The sequence below is a fragment of the Nocardia sp. NPDC051052 genome (genome assembly GCF_044456045.1).
Classification (GTDB): Bacteria; Actinomycetota; Actinomycetes; order Mycobacteriales; family Mycobacteriaceae; genus Nocardia.
Window position 1 is genome coordinate 27,300 of record NZ_JBITFL010000013.1, and the last position, 13,890, is coordinate 41,189.

The 13,890-nt window shown below is 68.0% G+C and carries 20 protein-coding genes; 17 read left to right on the forward strand and 3 right to left on the reverse strand.

Features of this window, described 5'->3' with window-relative positions; all coding sequences use genetic code 11:
- The first annotated feature begins 7 nt into the window (after positions 1 to 7).
- The 6 genes from ACIBCN_RS34975 (at position 8) to ACIBCN_RS35000 (ending at position 6,536) form a co-directional block, all read left to right on the forward strand.
- The gene (locus ACIBCN_RS34975) at positions 8 to 1,009 is read left to right on the forward strand and encodes a sugar-binding transcriptional regulator (protein WP_396996018.1); all 1,002 of its coding nucleotides are present in this window, start codon (positions 8 to 10) and stop codon (positions 1,007 to 1,009) included.
- A 4-nt stretch (positions 1,010 to 1,013) separates the two neighbouring features.
- Positions 1,014 to 2,357 carry an ABC transporter substrate-binding protein gene (locus tag ACIBCN_RS34980; RefSeq protein WP_396996019.1) on the forward strand — a complete coding sequence of 448 codons (1,344 nt, stop codon included), beginning with the start codon at positions 1,014 to 1,016 and terminating at the stop codon, positions 2,355 to 2,357.
- A 2-nt stretch (positions 2,358 to 2,359) separates the two neighbouring features.
- Complete coding sequence (locus tag ACIBCN_RS34985; RefSeq protein WP_396996021.1) at positions 2,360 to 3,328, forward strand: carbohydrate ABC transporter permease; 969 nt, start codon at positions 2,360 to 2,362, stop codon at positions 3,326 to 3,328.
- Positions 3,329 to 3,390: 62 nt separating this feature from the next.
- Complete coding sequence (locus ACIBCN_RS34990) at positions 3,391 to 4,185, forward strand: carbohydrate ABC transporter permease (protein WP_396996353.1); 795 nt, start codon at positions 3,391 to 3,393, stop codon at positions 4,183 to 4,185.
- Between the two features lie 9 nt (positions 4,186 to 4,194).
- On the forward strand, positions 4,195 to 5,304 hold the full coding sequence (locus tag ACIBCN_RS34995; RefSeq protein WP_396996023.1) for an ABC transporter ATP-binding protein: 1,110 nt from the start codon (positions 4,195 to 4,197) through the stop codon (positions 5,302 to 5,304).
- 152 nt (positions 5,305 to 5,456) lie between these two features.
- Entirely contained in the window at positions 5,457 to 6,536 is a 1,080-nt protein-coding gene (locus ACIBCN_RS35000) for an amidohydrolase family protein (RefSeq protein WP_396996025.1), read from the forward strand.
- Between the two features lie 60 nt (positions 6,537 to 6,596).
- Here the strand turns inward: ACIBCN_RS35000 and ACIBCN_RS35005 are convergent, their stop codons facing one another.
- Positions 6,597 to 7,346: an IclR family transcriptional regulator gene (locus ACIBCN_RS35005; protein ID WP_396996027.1), complete on the reverse strand. Its 750-nt coding sequence runs from the start codon at positions 7,344 to 7,346 to the stop codon at positions 6,597 to 6,599.
- Positions 7,347 to 7,647: 301 nt separating this feature from the next.
- On the opposite strand from ACIBCN_RS35005, the gene ACIBCN_RS35010 reads away from it, so the two are divergent.
- Positions 7,648 to 8,469 carry a hypothetical protein gene (locus ACIBCN_RS35010; RefSeq protein WP_396996029.1) on the forward strand — a complete coding sequence of 274 codons (822 nt, stop codon included), beginning with the start codon at positions 7,648 to 7,650 and terminating at the stop codon, positions 8,467 to 8,469.
- A gap of 12 nt (positions 8,470 to 8,481) precedes the next feature.
- On the opposite strand, the gene ACIBCN_RS35015 is transcribed toward ACIBCN_RS35010, so the two are convergent.
- Both ACIBCN_RS35015 and ACIBCN_RS35020 read right to left on the reverse strand, forming a co-directional pair.
- On the reverse strand, positions 8,482 to 8,673 hold the full coding sequence (locus tag ACIBCN_RS35015; RefSeq protein ID WP_396996030.1) for a hypothetical protein: 192 nt from the start codon (positions 8,671 to 8,673) through the stop codon (positions 8,482 to 8,484).
- A 67-nt stretch (positions 8,674 to 8,740) separates the two neighbouring features.
- Positions 8,741 to 8,947, reverse strand: a complete 207-nt coding sequence (locus ACIBCN_RS35020) for a CsbD family protein (RefSeq protein ID WP_396996032.1) — start codon at positions 8,945 to 8,947, stop codon at positions 8,741 to 8,743.
- 168 nt (positions 8,948 to 9,115) lie between these two features.
- Here ACIBCN_RS35020 and ACIBCN_RS35025 point away from each other — a divergent pair, with 168 nt between their 5' ends.
- From ACIBCN_RS35025 to ACIBCN_RS35070, 10 genes are all read left to right on the forward strand, one after another.
- Positions 9,116 to 9,682, forward strand: a complete 567-nt coding sequence (locus tag ACIBCN_RS35025; protein WP_396996033.1) for an RNA polymerase sigma factor — start codon at positions 9,116 to 9,118, stop codon at positions 9,680 to 9,682.
- On the forward strand, positions 9,673 to 10,275 hold the full coding sequence (locus ACIBCN_RS35030) for an Asp23/Gls24 family envelope stress response protein (RefSeq protein ID WP_396996035.1): 603 nt from the start codon (positions 9,673 to 9,675) through the stop codon (positions 10,273 to 10,275). The genes ACIBCN_RS35025 and ACIBCN_RS35030 overlap by 10 nt, the downstream gene beginning before the upstream one ends.
- Positions 10,272 to 10,649: an Asp23/Gls24 family envelope stress response protein gene (locus tag ACIBCN_RS35035; RefSeq protein WP_396996036.1), complete on the forward strand. Its 378-nt coding sequence runs from the start codon at positions 10,272 to 10,274 to the stop codon at positions 10,647 to 10,649. Before ACIBCN_RS35030 ends, ACIBCN_RS35035 begins: the two co-directional genes overlap by 4 nt.
- Positions 10,650 to 10,725: 76 nt before the next feature.
- On the forward strand, positions 10,726 to 11,043 hold the full coding sequence (locus ACIBCN_RS35040) for a hypothetical protein (protein ID WP_396996037.1): 318 nt from the start codon (positions 10,726 to 10,728) through the stop codon (positions 11,041 to 11,043).
- A 95-nt stretch (positions 11,044 to 11,138) separates the two neighbouring features.
- Positions 11,139 to 11,645 (forward strand): Asp23/Gls24 family envelope stress response protein, encoded by a 507-nt coding sequence (locus tag ACIBCN_RS35045; protein WP_396996038.1) that lies wholly within the window; start codon positions 11,139 to 11,141, stop codon positions 11,643 to 11,645.
- Positions 11,646 to 11,834 (forward strand): hypothetical protein, encoded by a 189-nt coding sequence (locus tag ACIBCN_RS35050; protein ID WP_364739899.1) that lies wholly within the window; start codon positions 11,646 to 11,648, stop codon positions 11,832 to 11,834.
- The gene (locus ACIBCN_RS35055; protein ID WP_396996040.1) at positions 11,831 to 12,154 is read left to right on the forward strand and encodes an Asp23/Gls24 family envelope stress response protein; all 324 of its coding nucleotides are present in this window, start codon (positions 11,831 to 11,833) and stop codon (positions 12,152 to 12,154) included. Before ACIBCN_RS35050 ends, ACIBCN_RS35055 begins: the two co-directional genes overlap by 4 nt.
- The gene (locus ACIBCN_RS35060) at positions 12,151 to 12,687 is read left to right on the forward strand and encodes a DUF6286 domain-containing protein (RefSeq protein WP_396996041.1); all 537 of its coding nucleotides are present in this window, start codon (positions 12,151 to 12,153) and stop codon (positions 12,685 to 12,687) included. Before ACIBCN_RS35055 ends, ACIBCN_RS35060 begins: the two co-directional genes overlap by 4 nt.
- A complete protein-coding gene (locus ACIBCN_RS35065) occupies positions 12,687 to 13,262 on the forward strand; it encodes an alkaline shock response membrane anchor protein AmaP (protein WP_396996043.1) in 576 nt (191 codons plus the stop codon). Before ACIBCN_RS35060 ends, ACIBCN_RS35065 begins: the two co-directional genes overlap by 1 nt.
- A gap of 235 nt (positions 13,263 to 13,497) precedes the next feature.
- Positions 13,498 to 13,866 (forward strand): STAS domain-containing protein, encoded by a 369-nt coding sequence (locus ACIBCN_RS35070; RefSeq protein ID WP_396996045.1) that lies wholly within the window; start codon positions 13,498 to 13,500, stop codon positions 13,864 to 13,866.
- The last annotated feature ends 24 nt before the right edge of the window (positions 13,867 to 13,890 follow it).

A 13,890-nucleotide genomic window follows, 5' to 3' on the forward strand; every position in this document is an offset into this window, starting at 1 on the left:
AGGCCGTGTGGCCACCGTCCCTTCCCGCCCGGGCACGCCCGACGACGTCCGGCTCGCATTACGAGCCGCGCAGCTGTATCACCTCGAGGGCGCCACGCAGGCCGAAATCGCCGCCAAGCTCGGTGTTTCGCGGCCGACGGCGGGCAGGCTCATCGCCAGGGCACGCGCGCAGGGCTTGGTCCGCATCGAGATCAGCGTCCCCGACGAACTGCGCGACTCGGTGCACACCGACATCGAGAGCGACCTCGAGCGCGCGTTCGGGCTCACCGAGGCCGTCGTACTCCGCGACGTCCCCGATGGTTCCCCCTCCGGCCTGCTGCCGCTGGCCCGCGCCGCGGTCGGCGTGCTGGCCCGTCGATTACAACCGCAGGCGACGCTCGGGTTCACTTGGGGCCCAGAGACAATCGCCGTCGCCCGCGAACTGCGCACGAAGTCCGCCCGCTGCGCCACCGTCGTTCAGCTCGACGGATCGATGACCTCGGTCGACTACCAAACCGGCGTCGACTACACCCTCGGCCGCTGCGCCACCGTGCTGCAGGCCACCCCGGTCCGGCTGAATGCCCCGCTCTACGCCGACGCCGCGACAGTGACCGCGCTGGAACAGGATTCGCTGCTCGGCCACCCCCTAGCGCTCGGCCGCAACGCCGACGTGATGATGTTCGGCGTCGGCACCGTCTCCACCGCGACCACCCTGTTCGAGGGCAGCTACCTCGACACCGCCCTCCTCGACGAGCTGCGCGGGCTCGGCGCGGTCGGCGAGATCGGCGGCCGATTCTTTCGTGCCGACGGCCGCGACGTCGCGGGATCGCTTGCCGCACGCACGGTTTCGGTCACCCTCGATGCTGTGCGCGCGTGTAGGTCGTCGCTGCTGATCGCCGGGGGCCAGGTCAAACACGAGGCCACCCTCGGCGTCCTGCGCGGCGGGCTGGCCAAGATCCTCGTCACCGACATCGAATGCGCGCGGTGGCTGCTGGAACAGAAGGAGGGCCTGGCCGATGCCAAGGCATAGCCCAATGAGAAGACGCACACTGGCACTGGTCATTTCGGCGGTGCTCGGCACGGCGGGCTGCGCCGGCGCCGGATCGTTCACCGCCGGCGGCGGCGATACCGTCACCATCGCCATGGTGTCGAACTCGCAGATGCAGGACGCGATCGCGCTGTCCGGCGAGTTCGAGCGCGAAAACCCCGGCACCAAGCTGAAATTCGTGTCGCTGTCGGAGAACGAGGCGCGTGCCAAGATCACCGCCTCGGTCGCCACCCACGGCGGCGAATTCGACGTCGTGATGATCAGCAACTACGAGACCCCGCAGTGGGCCGCCAACGGCTGGCTGACCGACCTGTCGACCTACGCCCGCAACACCCCCGGCTACGACGAGCAGGACTTCATCCCGTCACTGCGGAAGTCGTTGTCGCATCAGGGCGACATGTACTCGGTGCCCTTCTACGGCGAGTCGTCGTTCCTGATGTACCGCAAGGACCTGCTCGACCAGGCCGGGATCACCATGCCCGGTGAACCGACCTGGGACCAGGTCGCCGACGCCGCGGCGAAACTCGACGACCCCGGCCACGGTCGCTCCGGCATCTGCCTGCGCGGCAAACCCGGCTGGGGCGAGACGCTCGCCCCGCTCAACACCGTGATCAACACCTTCGGCGGCCGCTGGTTCGACGAGAACTGGCACGCTCAGCTGAACAGCCCCGAAGTCGTTCGCGCGGTGCAGTTCTACATCGACCTGGTGCGCGAGCACGGTGAGCCCGGCGCGGCGACCAGCGGCTTCGGCGAATGCGCCACCCAACTCTCGCAAGGCAATACCGCGATGTGGTACGACGCCACTTCCGCCGTCGGCGTGCTGGAAGACCCCGCGTCCAGCAAGGTGGTCGGCAAGATCGGTTACGCGCTCGCCCCGATCCAGCGGAAACCCAACTCCGGCTGGCTCTACACCTGGTCTCTCGGTATCCCGAAGACCAGCGAAAAGCCCGACGCCGCCTGGAAATTCGTCTCCTGGATGACCAGTAAGCCCTACATCAAGATGGTCGGCGAAAAGCTCGGCTGGTCACACGTCCCGCCGGGCAGCCGACTGTCGACCTACCAGATTCCGGAGTACAAGGAAGCGTCGAAGGCGTACGGGCCGCTCACCCTGTCGGCGATGGCAGGCGTCGATCCGGAACACCCTGGTGTGCGACCGGTTCCGTACACCGGCATCCAATTCCTCACCATCCCGGAATTCCAGGACCTCGGCACCCGGGTGAGCCAGCAGATCAGCGCCGCGATCGCCGGCCGGATCAGCGTCCGCGACGCCCTCGACCAAGCTCAGCAGTACGCCGAGGTGGTCGGCCGGTCGTATCGAGAGAGCAAGTAACTATGTCCGAAACCACCACCGCCCCAGCGGCTCCCAGCGCGGCACCCGCCGTCCCGCCGCCTCCGCTCGTCTCGCGGCGCGACCGTATCTCCCGCGCCGAAGGCTGGCGTCGGCGTGGCCCGCTGCTGCCAGCGCTGATCTTCATGCTCGTCGTCACCCAGGTGCCGTTCGTCTTCACGCTGTACTACTCGACCCAGTCGTGGAACCTCGTGCGTCCCGGCTCGCGGCACTTCAACGGCTTGCAGAACTACGCGGATGTGTTCCGGGACAGCCAGTTCCGTGAGGTCGCGGGCAACACCGTGATCATGATCGTCGGCACCGTCCTCATCTCGGTGATCCTCGGCCTGCTGTTCGCGCTCCTGCTCGACCGGGCGTTCTTCGGCCGCGGTGTGGTGCGCACCCTGCTGATCACCCCATTCCTGGTGACTCCCGTTGCGGCCGCGCTCATTTGGAAGACCACCATGCTCGACCCGGTCTTCGGCCTGATCAACTTCGTGCTGAAGCCGTTCGGCGTCGGCCAGGTCGACTGGGTGAGCAAATATCCGCTGCCCGCCGTGATGGCCGACCTGGTGTGGCAGTGGACCCCGTTCATGATGCTGCTCATCTTGGCCGGACTGCAGTCCATGCCCCGCGACATCGTCGAGGCCGCCCGAGTCGACGGCGCGAATTCCTTCGCCGTCTTCCGCGAGCTCACACTGCCGCACCTGCGCCGGTTCATCGAACTCGGCGCGGTACTCGGCGCCATCTACCTGGTCAACACCTTCGACGCGGTGTACATGATGACCTCGGGTGGGCCCGGCATCGCCAGCTCGAACCTGCCGTTCTACATCTACCAGCGCGCGTTCCTCGGCTTCGACATCGGCCAGGCGGCCGCGATGGGTGTGGTCACCGTCATCGCCACCACCGTGGTCGCCACCTTGGCGTTGCGGCTGCTGTTCAAGTCCTTCACCGGAAAAGAGGAAGCGGCATGACTACCCATGCCCTCGACGAGAAACCCGTCGTCAAGGCGCGCAAGCGCCGCAGCGTGGCCGGGATGTTTTGGAGCGCGTTGGCCTGGGTGGTCGGCGTCGGCTTCTTCTTCCCGGTGCTGTGGATGGTGCTGACCGCCTTCAAGCAGGAGGGCGACGCCTACACCGACCCGCCGAAACTGTTCTTCACCCCGACCCTCGACCAGTTCTCGGCGGTGCTGGACAGCGGTATCGGCACCACCCTGCTCAACTCCACCTTCGCCACCGCGATGTCGACCATCCTGGTGCTCGTCCTCGGCCTGCCCGCCGCGTTCGCGCTGTCGCTGCGGCCGGTGCGCCGAACCCAGGACGCGCTGTTCTTCTTCATCGGCACCAAAATGCTGCCGGTGGTCGCGGCGATCGTGCCGCTGTACGTGATCGTCGGCGACATCGGCCTGCTCGACAACATCTGGGCGCTGGTCATCCTCTACACCTCGATGAACCTGCCGATCGCGGTCTGGATGATGCGCTCGTTCTTCCTCGAGGTACCCAGCGAGCTGCTCGAGGCCGCCAGCATGGACGGCGCGAGCACCTGGACCGGCGTGCGCGAGGTGATCCTGCCGCTGGTCTCGCCCGGTATCGCCGCGACCGCGCTGATCTGCATCATCTTCTCCTGGAACGAATTCTTCTTCGCGGTGAACCTGACCGCCGTTCAGGCACAGACGATTCCGGTGTTCCTGGTCGGCTTCATCACGGGGGAGGGCCTGTACTGGGCCCGGCTCTCCGCCGCGGCGGTGCTCACCGCGCTGCCCGTTGTCCTTGCCGGTTGGATCGCGCAGAACAAGCTGGTGCGCGGTCTCTCGTTCGGCGCCATCAAGTAAGGAAAACCCATGGCTACCATTCGTTACGAGTCGGCTTCCTGCGTCTATCCCGGCGCCGACACGCTCGCGGTCGATTCGCTCGACCTGGACATCGCAGACGGCGAATTCATCGTCCTGGTCGGTCCTTCCGGCTCGGGCAAGTCTACCGCCCTGCGCATGCTCGCCGGCCTGGAGGAGATCGATGCCGGGTCGATCCGCATCGACGGCACCGACATGGTCGGTGTCCCGTCCAAGGACCGCGACATCGCCATGGTCTTCCAGAACTATGCGCTCTATCCGAACAAGACCGTCGGCGAAAACATGGGTTTCGCGCTCAAGATGCTCAAAGTGCCGGTGGACGAACGCAAACGCCGGGTCGCCGACGCTGCCGCACTGCTCGGCCTCACCCCGTATCTGGACCGTAAGCCGGCGAAACTGTCCGGCGGCCAACGCCAACGGGTCGCGATGGGCCGCGCGATCGTGCGCGAGCCGCGGGTGTTCTGCATGGACGAGCCGCTGAGCAACCTCGACGCCAAGCTGCGCGTGCAGACGCGCACTCAGATCGCCGCCCTGCAGCGGCGTCTCGGCACCACCACCGTCTACGTCACGCACGACCAGGTCGAGGCGATGACCATGGGCGACCGGGTCGCGGTGCTGCGCGACGGCAGGCTGCAACAGTTCAGCACCCCCGCCGAGCTGTACGACCGGCCGGCCACCGCGTTCGTCGCGGGCTTCATCGGCTCGCCGTCGATGAACCTGTGCACCGTCCCGCTGGTCGCCGGCGGCGTCGAGATCGCGGGCACCACAGTGGAATTGCCGCGCGAACGGATGACTCGACTTGCGGCGGCGAACCTGACCACCGTCACCGTCGGCATCCGCCCCGAACAGCTCGAACTGCGCAGGGACGGAACCGGTTTCGCCGTCACGGTCGAACTCGTCGAGGAACTGGGCAGCGAATCCTATGTCTACGCCCGCCCTGCCACGACGGTCACCGGCCTCGACGGCGAATCGTTCATGTTCGTGTCCCGCTCGGCGAGCAGATCCCCGGCCAAGCCGGCCGAATCCGTCAGCCTAACGGTGACCGACGCCGCCGCGGTGCACCTGTTCCATCCGGTGACCGGCGAACGGATCGCCGACTAGCGATAACACCGGTGAGCGAGACCTGAAGGTGCTCTAACGAGAACAATGCGTTATCACTTCGTGTGCGGACAAAAGCACGGTCGGCTACTAACGTTCCGTAGCGGAGCGGTCGCACCCCGCCGCTGCATGGACTATCCGCACCGGAGGCTTGCGTGACCGTCGACTCCCCAGCGATCGGTAAAACCGCCCTGTACAACGTTCGCGTCTTCAATGGCCACGGCCTGACCGAGCCGACGACAGTGGTGATCGACGGGGCGGTGATCGGCACCGACACCGACGGCGCCGACAGCGTCGACGGTCATGGCGCGATCCTGCTGCCCGGCCTCATCGATGCCCACGTGCACCTGGCCGGGAAGGAATCGCTCGACCAGCTCGCCGCGCACGGCGTGACCACGGCACTGGACATGACCACCTTTCCGCCCGAGAAGCTCGCGGGACTGCGTAACCAGCTGGGTACCACCGACATTCGCAGCGCGGGCACGCCGATCATCGGCGCGGACGGCACGCACGCCCGGATTCCCGGCCTGGCCGAGCATGCGGTCATCCACGGCCCGGAGCAGGCCGAGGCGATGATCGCCGAGCGCGCCGCGGCCGGGTCGGACTACATCAAGCTCGTGCTGGAAGCTCCCGGGCAGGGCGGCCCCGACGAGGCGTCGGCCAAAGCTGTTGTCGCGGCGGCGCATGCCAAGAACCTGCGGGTGGTCGCGCACGCGGCATCGCTGGGCGCCTACACCCTCGCGCTGGACGCGGGGGCCGACATCATCACCCACATTCCGTCGGACGGTCAGCTACCGGCGCAGGACGTGCACCGGATGGCGGAGGAACGCCGGGTCGCCGCGCCCACCCTCGTCATGATGAAGGGCATCGCAACGGCTTTGGGCCGTCTCGGTTTCGCCGACAGCCTCGCCAGCGTCGCGACGCTGCACGCCGCCGGTGTGCCCATCCTCGCGGGCAGTGACGCCAACACCGAGCAGGGCGTGCCGTATCAGCCTGCGCACGGCGACTCGTTGCACCGCGAACTGGATCTGCTCGTCACCGCGGGCCTGACACCGGTGGCGGCCCTCAACGCCGCGACCGCGTTGCCCGCGCAATACTTCGGTTTGCCCGACCGCGGCGCCATCGCACCCGGCCTGCGTGCGGACCTCGTCCTCATCGACGGCGACCCGCTGGCCGACATCCACGCCACGCGCGCCATCTCCCGCGTCTGGTGCGGCGGCATTTCATACGCCTGATCGGCGAGCCGTCGGGGAGTCGCCCCACTGCCTGGGCGACGCCCTGACGGCTCTCCACCTTCAGAGCGACATGACCCCTTGCGACTTGAGCAGCCTGGTCAGATTCGCACTCACCAGGCCCGCCGCCCGCTGCACCGCCTCGGCGATCGCGGGCAGCCGGTTCAGCTCGGTCACGGTGCCAGCCAGCGCGGCCACCACCTCACCCGCGGGTCCGCGCACCGCCGCCGCGACACAGGCCAGCCCGAAACGGCTCATGTCGGTGTCGTAGGCCAGTCCGCGCCCCCGCGCCAGCGTGATCTGCCTGCTCCACTCGTGGGGCGAGAACCCTTCGGGTGGTGTGTGATTCGGATGCCCGATGGCCAGCACCTGCTCCGCGGCGGTGCCCGATGGCAGCAGCACCCCCGCCCGGAGCGGGAAGATCTCGTCGATCTCCCGCCCGATGCCACCGATCAGCATCGTGTGCCCCCGATCGGTCACCGAGAGGCTGAAGCCACCCCGATCCGTCGCCGCCGTCAGCTGCCCGAGCGGCCGGGCCGAGGCGGCCCGCAGCAACCGCGCGGGCTGCCAGGTCTGCCCGAGCCGGAACACCCGGGGCCCGATCTGATACCGCCCGCCGCGGCGTTGTACCGCTCCTTCCACCACCAGTTGATTGAGTAGCCGATAGGCCGTCGCCTTCGGCAATCCCGCTGTCGACGCCAGCTGGGTCAGACCCAGCTCGTCTCCGTGCGCGAGGGCCTCCAACAGGGCAAATGCCCCCTCGAGCACGCCGCGGCCCCCCATGGCCGCCTTTTCCATCGTCGTTTCGTTCACTCTCTGTCCTCCCGTGCAGATACTGCGACGAACCGAGCACGTGGTCCTTATCGTCCACGGTCCAGCAAATGGAACGCCCGGTTCGCTCATCAGACCGACAGCTTCCGCGGGCGGCCGACCAGCTACAGCATTGGTCCGTCGCGCCGAACGGGCGCCGGGCGGTTCTTCTACAGGGAAGAGTCTCCGGCCCTGGCCCTTCACCCACGTTTCATCGACGTCTCACCGCGTCGAGTCGGTGAAATCGACGGCGCGACAACCGCTCGGGGGAAGTGTCGGACAGACGAAATCGAGGGAGATCACCATGGTCGACAGTCTTTTCGCGGACGTGTCATATTTTCAATCGCCGGTCGATGATTCCTATCCGCACGGCATTCTGAGCTTCCGCTCCAACGACGGCACGTTCCGCGATTCGAACTTCGCGACGAACTATGAATGGGCTTGCCGGGCAGTCGATTCGGGCCGTCTGGCATGTTTCATCGTCTATTTCTACTGGCGGCCGAACTGGCTCGAGACCGTCGAGACCCACCGCGAGATGGTTGCCGAGCTCGGCGGTCCGCACCCGCGCATGATCACGATGATCGACGTCGAATCGGGCGGCAATCCCGGCGGCGATCAGTCCGAGGGCATCAACGCCGCGTACTGGAATCTGGCCGACTGGCTTGGCGACCGGCGGCGGGTGATCGGCTACGCCAACCGGGGCGATTTCGACGGCATGTGGTCCGATCGCCCCGACGGGTTGCGCATGGTCGGCGCCGGTTACGGCCGCAACCCGAACCTGCCGGGCCAGCTCGCCCACCAATACACCGACGGCCAGGGTTTCGGCGGCGGCTTGCCCGAGGGCTGCCCGCCTTTCGGCGACTGCGACATGAATGCCGCCTACGACACCTCGCCCCAGGATTTCGCCGCGGCCTGCGGCGTCGGAATAGAGGAGGAATTCATGTCCGCATTGAACGAGCTCGAGCAGCGTGAGCTGCTCGACAAGACCCGGGCGATCTGGATCCAGCTGCTCGGCCCCGACGGGTCCGGTTGGCCCCAGCTCGGCCAGAACGAGAAGGGCCAGAACCGCACACCTGTCGACGCACTCGCGGTCGTCGAGGACGCGCTCGAAAGCCCGCGAAAGTAGCCGCCGCGGTCGTCAAGCCTTGTGCGGCAGGATGGCCAGCACGAGCGCCAGCCCGGCGAGGATGCTGACGCAGGCCGCGACGGTCGCGACGACGGATGCGGTCATGGCCGCCACCCCGATGGTCAACGCCAGACAGGTGGCGATGGCCAGCACCGCGGTCCCCGGTTCGACACCGGCGATTCTGGTCGGTCGATGATTGATCACTGTCCTATCCTCTGTTCGAACCGGGGGGTGTGCGGCCGTACTCGCGGCCGCACACCGCACGCGCGGGCTACTTGCCCAGCGCGTTCTTCGCCTTGTCCACCGCGTCGCCGATGGCGTCCTTGACGTTGTCCACCGCGCCCTTGACCGCGGACTCGACCTGGTCGGCCTTGCCTTCGGCGCGCAGGTCGTCGTCGCCGGTCGCGTTGCCCGCGGCTTCCTTGGCCTTGCCGCCGAACTCGTCGACCTTGTTGCCGATCTTGTCGCTCAGAGACATCGAAACCTCCGCTGTGTCGCGGCACATCCGGGTTGGATGCACACGCTGTACTGACACGGCCGTTGTACAAAAGCGCACGCAGCAACCAATGAGACAACGATCACGTCATACTGGCCGTGACGGTTTCCAATCCCCGGTGTCTGCCTGATGAGCGGTGGAGGAGGTGCTGTGACCACGACAGAAACGGTTGCCGAGACCGCGCCCGATGATGCGACCCTGGTGAGCAGGGCGCGCGACGGCGATATGCGGGCCTATGAGCAGCTAGTACTGCGCTATCAGGGCCAGATGTTCCGTCTCGCGGTCAAGATGCTCGCCGACCGGGCCGACGCCGAAGATGTCGTCCAGGAGGTCTTTCTCGGTGCCTGGCGCCGACTACCGCAGCTCAACGAGAACGCGGCCTTCGTCGGCTGGCTCTACCGCATGACAACCAATCGATGCCTGAACGTGATCCGGGCCCGCAAGCCAACGGTCGAGGTCGACCCGGAGACCACCGAATCGCCACGCTCGGACACCCAGCCCGAGCACGCGGTGCAGGTGAGCACGCAATTGGCCGCGCTGAACGAGGCGCTGCAGCTGCTCACGCCCGAACAGCGCGCCTGCTGGCTGCTGCGCGAGGTGCACGGGCTTACCTACGAGGAGATCGGCGACATCGTCGAAGTGAATACGACGGCGGTGCGTGGCCGGATTGCCCGCGCGCGAGCCCACTTGTCCGAGGTGATGAAACCATGGCGGTGAACGGAACGACAGAACAGGATTACCTGCTGCCCTGCGGCCGCGAGATCGAACAGGTCTGGGATCGGCTCGACGCGGTCGAGGCCGGTCTCGGCGACGAACACGAGACCACCTGCCCGCACTGCCGGGCGGCCAGGGACAGCCTGCTCGCCCTGCGCGCGGCGACCAAGGAACTGATCGACGAACCGGATCCGGCACCGCCCGATCTGACCGGACGCATCATGTCCGCGGTGCGCGCCGAGGCACGTCGCGGGCGGACCCTGGTCTTGCCGACCCCCGCGCCGGGCACGGTCGAGGTGAGCGAACAAGCCGTCGCCACCGTGCTGCGCTATGCCGCCGACTCGGTGCCGGGCGTGCGCGCCAGGCAGTGCCGGGTGCGCCGGGTCGGCATGGGCGTAGCCGGGGAAACCGTGGTGGCGGTCGAGCTGTCGGTCGCCATCCGATTCGGGCACACCACCGTCGGCGAGGCGCTGCCGCTGGTGCGCGAACGGGTCAGCGCCGCGCTCGCCGCCCAGGTCGGTCTGGTGCTGGAGACGCTGGATCTGGTGGTAGCGGACATCTTCGAGGACGACGAAACGGGGGGCCCGCGGCGATGACGACCGATGCTTTTTCCGAGGTACGCATCGAGGCGCCGGTCGTCGCGGCGGTAGCCGCGCAGGCGGCGTGCGCGACGCCCGGCGTGATCCGGCTGGAACCCGGTGTGCGCGGGCTGGTCTCGTCGCTGGTGCGGGTGGGCAAGCAGCGCCTGACCAGTGCCGACCCCGCGCCGTCGGAGGGCGTGCGGGTGCGCCGGTCCGCCTCGGGCGCGCTGAGTGTGCAAGTGGACGTGGTGATTTCGGCCGACCGCCCGGCGTCGGTGGTCGGTCACGCGGTGCAACAGGAGGTTTCGCGAGTCGTGTTCGAACAGACCGGGCAGATGGTCGATGAAGTGTCGGTGACCATTCTCGATATCGAGCCGGAGCGGCAGTGAGCGAGTGTCAGCGAACGAACCGCGGTCGCGGCGTGCCGGGGCATCCGACGGAGCTGAGTGCCCGCGAGGCGCGGTCGTGACCGCTGCCGGCGACATCATCGCCGTGGTCCTCGGCGCGCTGGACTCGATCGACGGTATTCGCCCCGCGGCACCGCTCGGCGGTGAGAGCCCCGCCTGGTGGCCCTGGGACGCACGGGGTTTCGCGGTCGATGTCGGGCCGGGCCGGGTCGAGGTGCGCGTCGCCGCGGCCGAGCTGCCGTTGGCGCCGCTGCTGGACAAGGCAACTGCCGCACTGCGTGCCGCGCTGGCCGAGACCGAATGGTCAGATGCCCGGCTGTGTTTGGTGGTGACCGAGCTCGATGCCGGAGCTTTCGGCAGTGAGGGGGTTACCTAGCTCACACCGTCGAGCCCGTGACGATCGGGCGGGATCGGGTGTCGATCCCTATGAAGCCGATGTCCGCTGCACCGTAAGGGAAATCAGGAGGAGCAATGAGCACTACTGCGACAACCACTGAAAAGACCACGGACACCAAGGCGCCCGCGGACAACAAAGCCCCGGCGAGCCGGGTTTCCGCCACCGCGGCATCCGACAAGAACAGCAAACTGGCCAGCGACCAGGGCACCACCTCCATCGCCGATATCGTCGTGCAGAAGGTAGCCGGGCTCGCGGCCCGCGAGGTGCGTGGCGTGCACGACCTAGGCGGCGGCGCGGCCCGCGCGTTCGGTGCCATTCGCGATCGCATCCCCGGCGCATCCGCGAGCATCGGCCAAGGGGTTTCGGTCGAGGTGGGGGAGACCCAGGCCGCCGTCGATCTGGAACTGGTCGTCGAATACGGCGTCGCCATCGCGGAATTGGCGCGCGCGGTGCGCCGCAACGTGATCAACGCGATCGAGCAGATGACCGGCCTCGACGTGGTCGAGGTCAACATCAACGTCAACGACGTCTACATCCCCGGCGACGACGACGAGCCGGTGCAGAGCAGCCGGGTGCAGTAGATGAGTGCCACAGCGATCTGCCTCGCGGTCGGTCTCGCGCTCGGCTTCGCCGGCGCGTTCGGCGGATTCGGCGCCTTCACCATCGTGCTGCTGTTCGCCGTGCTCGGCCTGGTGGTCGGCCGCTGGCTCGACGGCGAGCTGGACCTGGCCGGCTTGCTGCAATCCGCACAGCGCAAGGGCAGGCGATGACCGCCGTCGTCGCGGACGAGTATCCGGGCGTTACCACGGTGGCGCCGCGCGCGGTCCAGCGGATCGTCGCGCAGGCCGCGCGCGAGGTGGCCGGTGTCGGGTCCGATGTGCGGGTCGACGCCAGGGTCTTCGCGAACCGGACCGCACTCGATATCCGGTTGCCGATCGTGTATCCGTCGCCGGTCGGCCGAGTCACCGAGGCCTGCCGCGCGCACCTGGCCCGCCGCACGAGCGAGCTGACCGGTCTCGCGGTGAGCGGAATCGACATCGTCGTCACCGAACTGACCACCGAAACCGTTGCGGGAAGGAGGGTCCGGTGATTCGCAGGCCACGCCGGGCTGGTCCGGCGATCGTGCTCGCGGTGCTGCTGCTCGCCATCTGCGTCGCGGTGGCGGTGTCGCTGATCCAGCGGCTGGTCGGCGCGCACCAATTCCTGTCCTACGACAGCGTCGCGGACGATCTGCACGGGATGACCTGGCACGACATGCCGGTGCTTGCCGTGGGTATCGGCGCGATCGTGTTCGGCTTCGGGCTGCTCGCGCTGGCGCTGTGGCCGGGCAGGCCCGCCGTTTTGCCGCTCGGCACCGACGACGGGATGTCCGCGGGCGTGACCCGCGGCGGGTTGCGCACCGCGCTGCGCAGCACCGCGGCGTCGGTGGATGGCGTCAGCTCGGCCCGAATCCGGTTGCGGCGCAAAGGGGTCAAGGTGTCGGCACACACCGATCGAGTCGGCGCGGAAGGCCTGCCCGAGGAGATCTGCGAGACGCTGACCCGCCGGGTTCAGGAGATCGGTCCGGAGCCGGTACGCCGCGTCCGGGCCAAGCTGCACGGCCCGAAGACAGGAGAGGCGTGATGAGTAGCTCCAACCGTCCGGCCGCGTTGAACCGGAGTGTGCTCGGGCTGACCGGCGTGCTGTTGCTCGCCGCGGGAGGCCTTGCCGTCGCCGCGCATTACGGACGGCTGCGCTGGGTGGAGTCCGACGACACCCTCGTGCCGGGCACCGCGGCCCCGCCGACCTGGGTGTTGTGGGCGGCGGTAACCGTCGCTGTGCTGGTCGGCCTGTTGTGCCTGCGCTGGCTGTTGGCCCAGGTATTCCGGATGCCCAAGTCGGTCACCTGGCGTACCGGCGGCACCGAATGGGCCGGTACCACCGTGCTGGAGTCGTCGACCGCCGCGGCTCCGGTGGCCACCGACATCGAAAGCTACGAGGGCGTGCGCACCGCCTCGGCCTGGCTGTCCGGCGGCCGTGCCGCTCCCGAACTGCACCTGGTGGTCACCGCCGAACCGACCGCCGACATCGCGCAATTGCGGCGCAGGATTCTGGGCCACGCGGTCACTCGCCTGCGCGAAGCATTGGAGGTCGAGGTCATTCCAGTGACACTGGAGCTCGACTTCGCCGAAGACCGACGCCCGGCGCGGGTGCGTTGAGAATTACCGGGACGCGGCAGGCCGAGGCGGGCGCGGCGAGTCGAGGCGGCCTACGGTAGTTTGGCGAGTTGGATCATCTCCGCGCCGTGCTCGGGCGGGCGGGGGGTCGACGCGTCGGAGGTAGCGAAGTGGCGATGCCAGGCAACCGGTTTGGTGTAGCGGGCTCAGGTCGGTCGGGCCGAGGTCGAATGGCGCTCGGTGGAGCCGTCCGGGTCGGCGGCCAGGTGGGTACTCGATGAGCACGGACGGGAAGGCCAAGAGCTTGGAGACGGATGTGCGATCGGTCGACGCCGCGCGAATCCTGTCGCTCACCGGAGAAATCGACATGGCTTCCGCGCCACAGTTTCAGGCCGCGGTGGACGAGGCGTTGCGGGACAAGCCGGCCACCCTGGTCGTCGACCTGTCCCAAGTGGAGTTCTTCGGCTCCGCCGGTTTGAGTGTGCTGCTCGTGGCCGCGGAAGCGCTGCCGTCCGGCGAGCTGCGCGTGGTGGCCTCGCCGCCGGTGCGCAGGCCGATCGAGGTAACCGGGTTGGACAAGCTGCTCAGCGTGCACAACACGGTGGACGAGGCGCTCGCCGTCGAGGAACCGCGCCGCCCGGCCTAAGGGACCGGGGCAGCGCTCCTCTAG

What these genes read in the sequence shown, in the direction of transcription:
- ACIBCN_RS34980 (WP_396996019.1), top strand. Translation starts at nt 1,014, where the DNA reads ATGAGAAGACGCACACTGGCACTGGTCATTTCGGCGGTGCTCGGCACG.
- ACIBCN_RS34985 (WP_396996021.1), top strand. Translation starts at nt 2,360, where the DNA reads ATGTCCGAAACCACCACCGCCCCAGCGGCTCCCAGCGCGGCACCCGCC.
- ACIBCN_RS34990 (WP_396996353.1), top strand. Translation starts at nt 3,391, where the DNA reads ATGTTTTGGAGCGCGTTGGCCTGGGTGGTCGGCGTCGGCTTCTTCTTC.
- ACIBCN_RS34995 (WP_396996023.1), top strand. Translation starts at nt 4,195, where the DNA reads ATGGCTACCATTCGTTACGAGTCGGCTTCCTGCGTCTATCCCGGCGCC.
- ACIBCN_RS35010 (WP_396996029.1), top strand. Translation starts at nt 7,648, where the DNA reads ATGGTCGACAGTCTTTTCGCGGACGTGTCATATTTTCAATCGCCGGTC.
- ACIBCN_RS35020 (WP_396996032.1), bottom strand. Translation starts at nt 8,947, where the DNA reads ATGTCTCTGAGCGACAAGATCGGCAACAAGGTCGACGAGTTCGGCGGC.
- ACIBCN_RS35030 (WP_396996035.1), top strand. Translation starts at nt 9,673, where the DNA reads ATGGCGGTGAACGGAACGACAGAACAGGATTACCTGCTGCCCTGCGGC.
- ACIBCN_RS35035 (WP_396996036.1), top strand. Translation starts at nt 10,272, where the DNA reads ATGACGACCGATGCTTTTTCCGAGGTACGCATCGAGGCGCCGGTCGTC.
- ACIBCN_RS35045 (WP_396996038.1), top strand. Translation starts at nt 11,139, where the DNA reads ATGAGCACTACTGCGACAACCACTGAAAAGACCACGGACACCAAGGCG.
- ACIBCN_RS35050 (WP_364739899.1), top strand. Translation starts at nt 11,646, where the DNA reads ATGAGTGCCACAGCGATCTGCCTCGCGGTCGGTCTCGCGCTCGGCTTC.
- ACIBCN_RS35055 (WP_396996040.1), top strand. Translation starts at nt 11,831, where the DNA reads ATGACCGCCGTCGTCGCGGACGAGTATCCGGGCGTTACCACGGTGGCG.
- ACIBCN_RS35065 (WP_396996043.1), top strand. Translation starts at nt 12,687, where the DNA reads ATGAGTAGCTCCAACCGTCCGGCCGCGTTGAACCGGAGTGTGCTCGGG.
- ACIBCN_RS35070 (WP_396996045.1), top strand. Translation starts at nt 13,498, where the DNA reads ATGAGCACGGACGGGAAGGCCAAGAGCTTGGAGACGGATGTGCGATCG.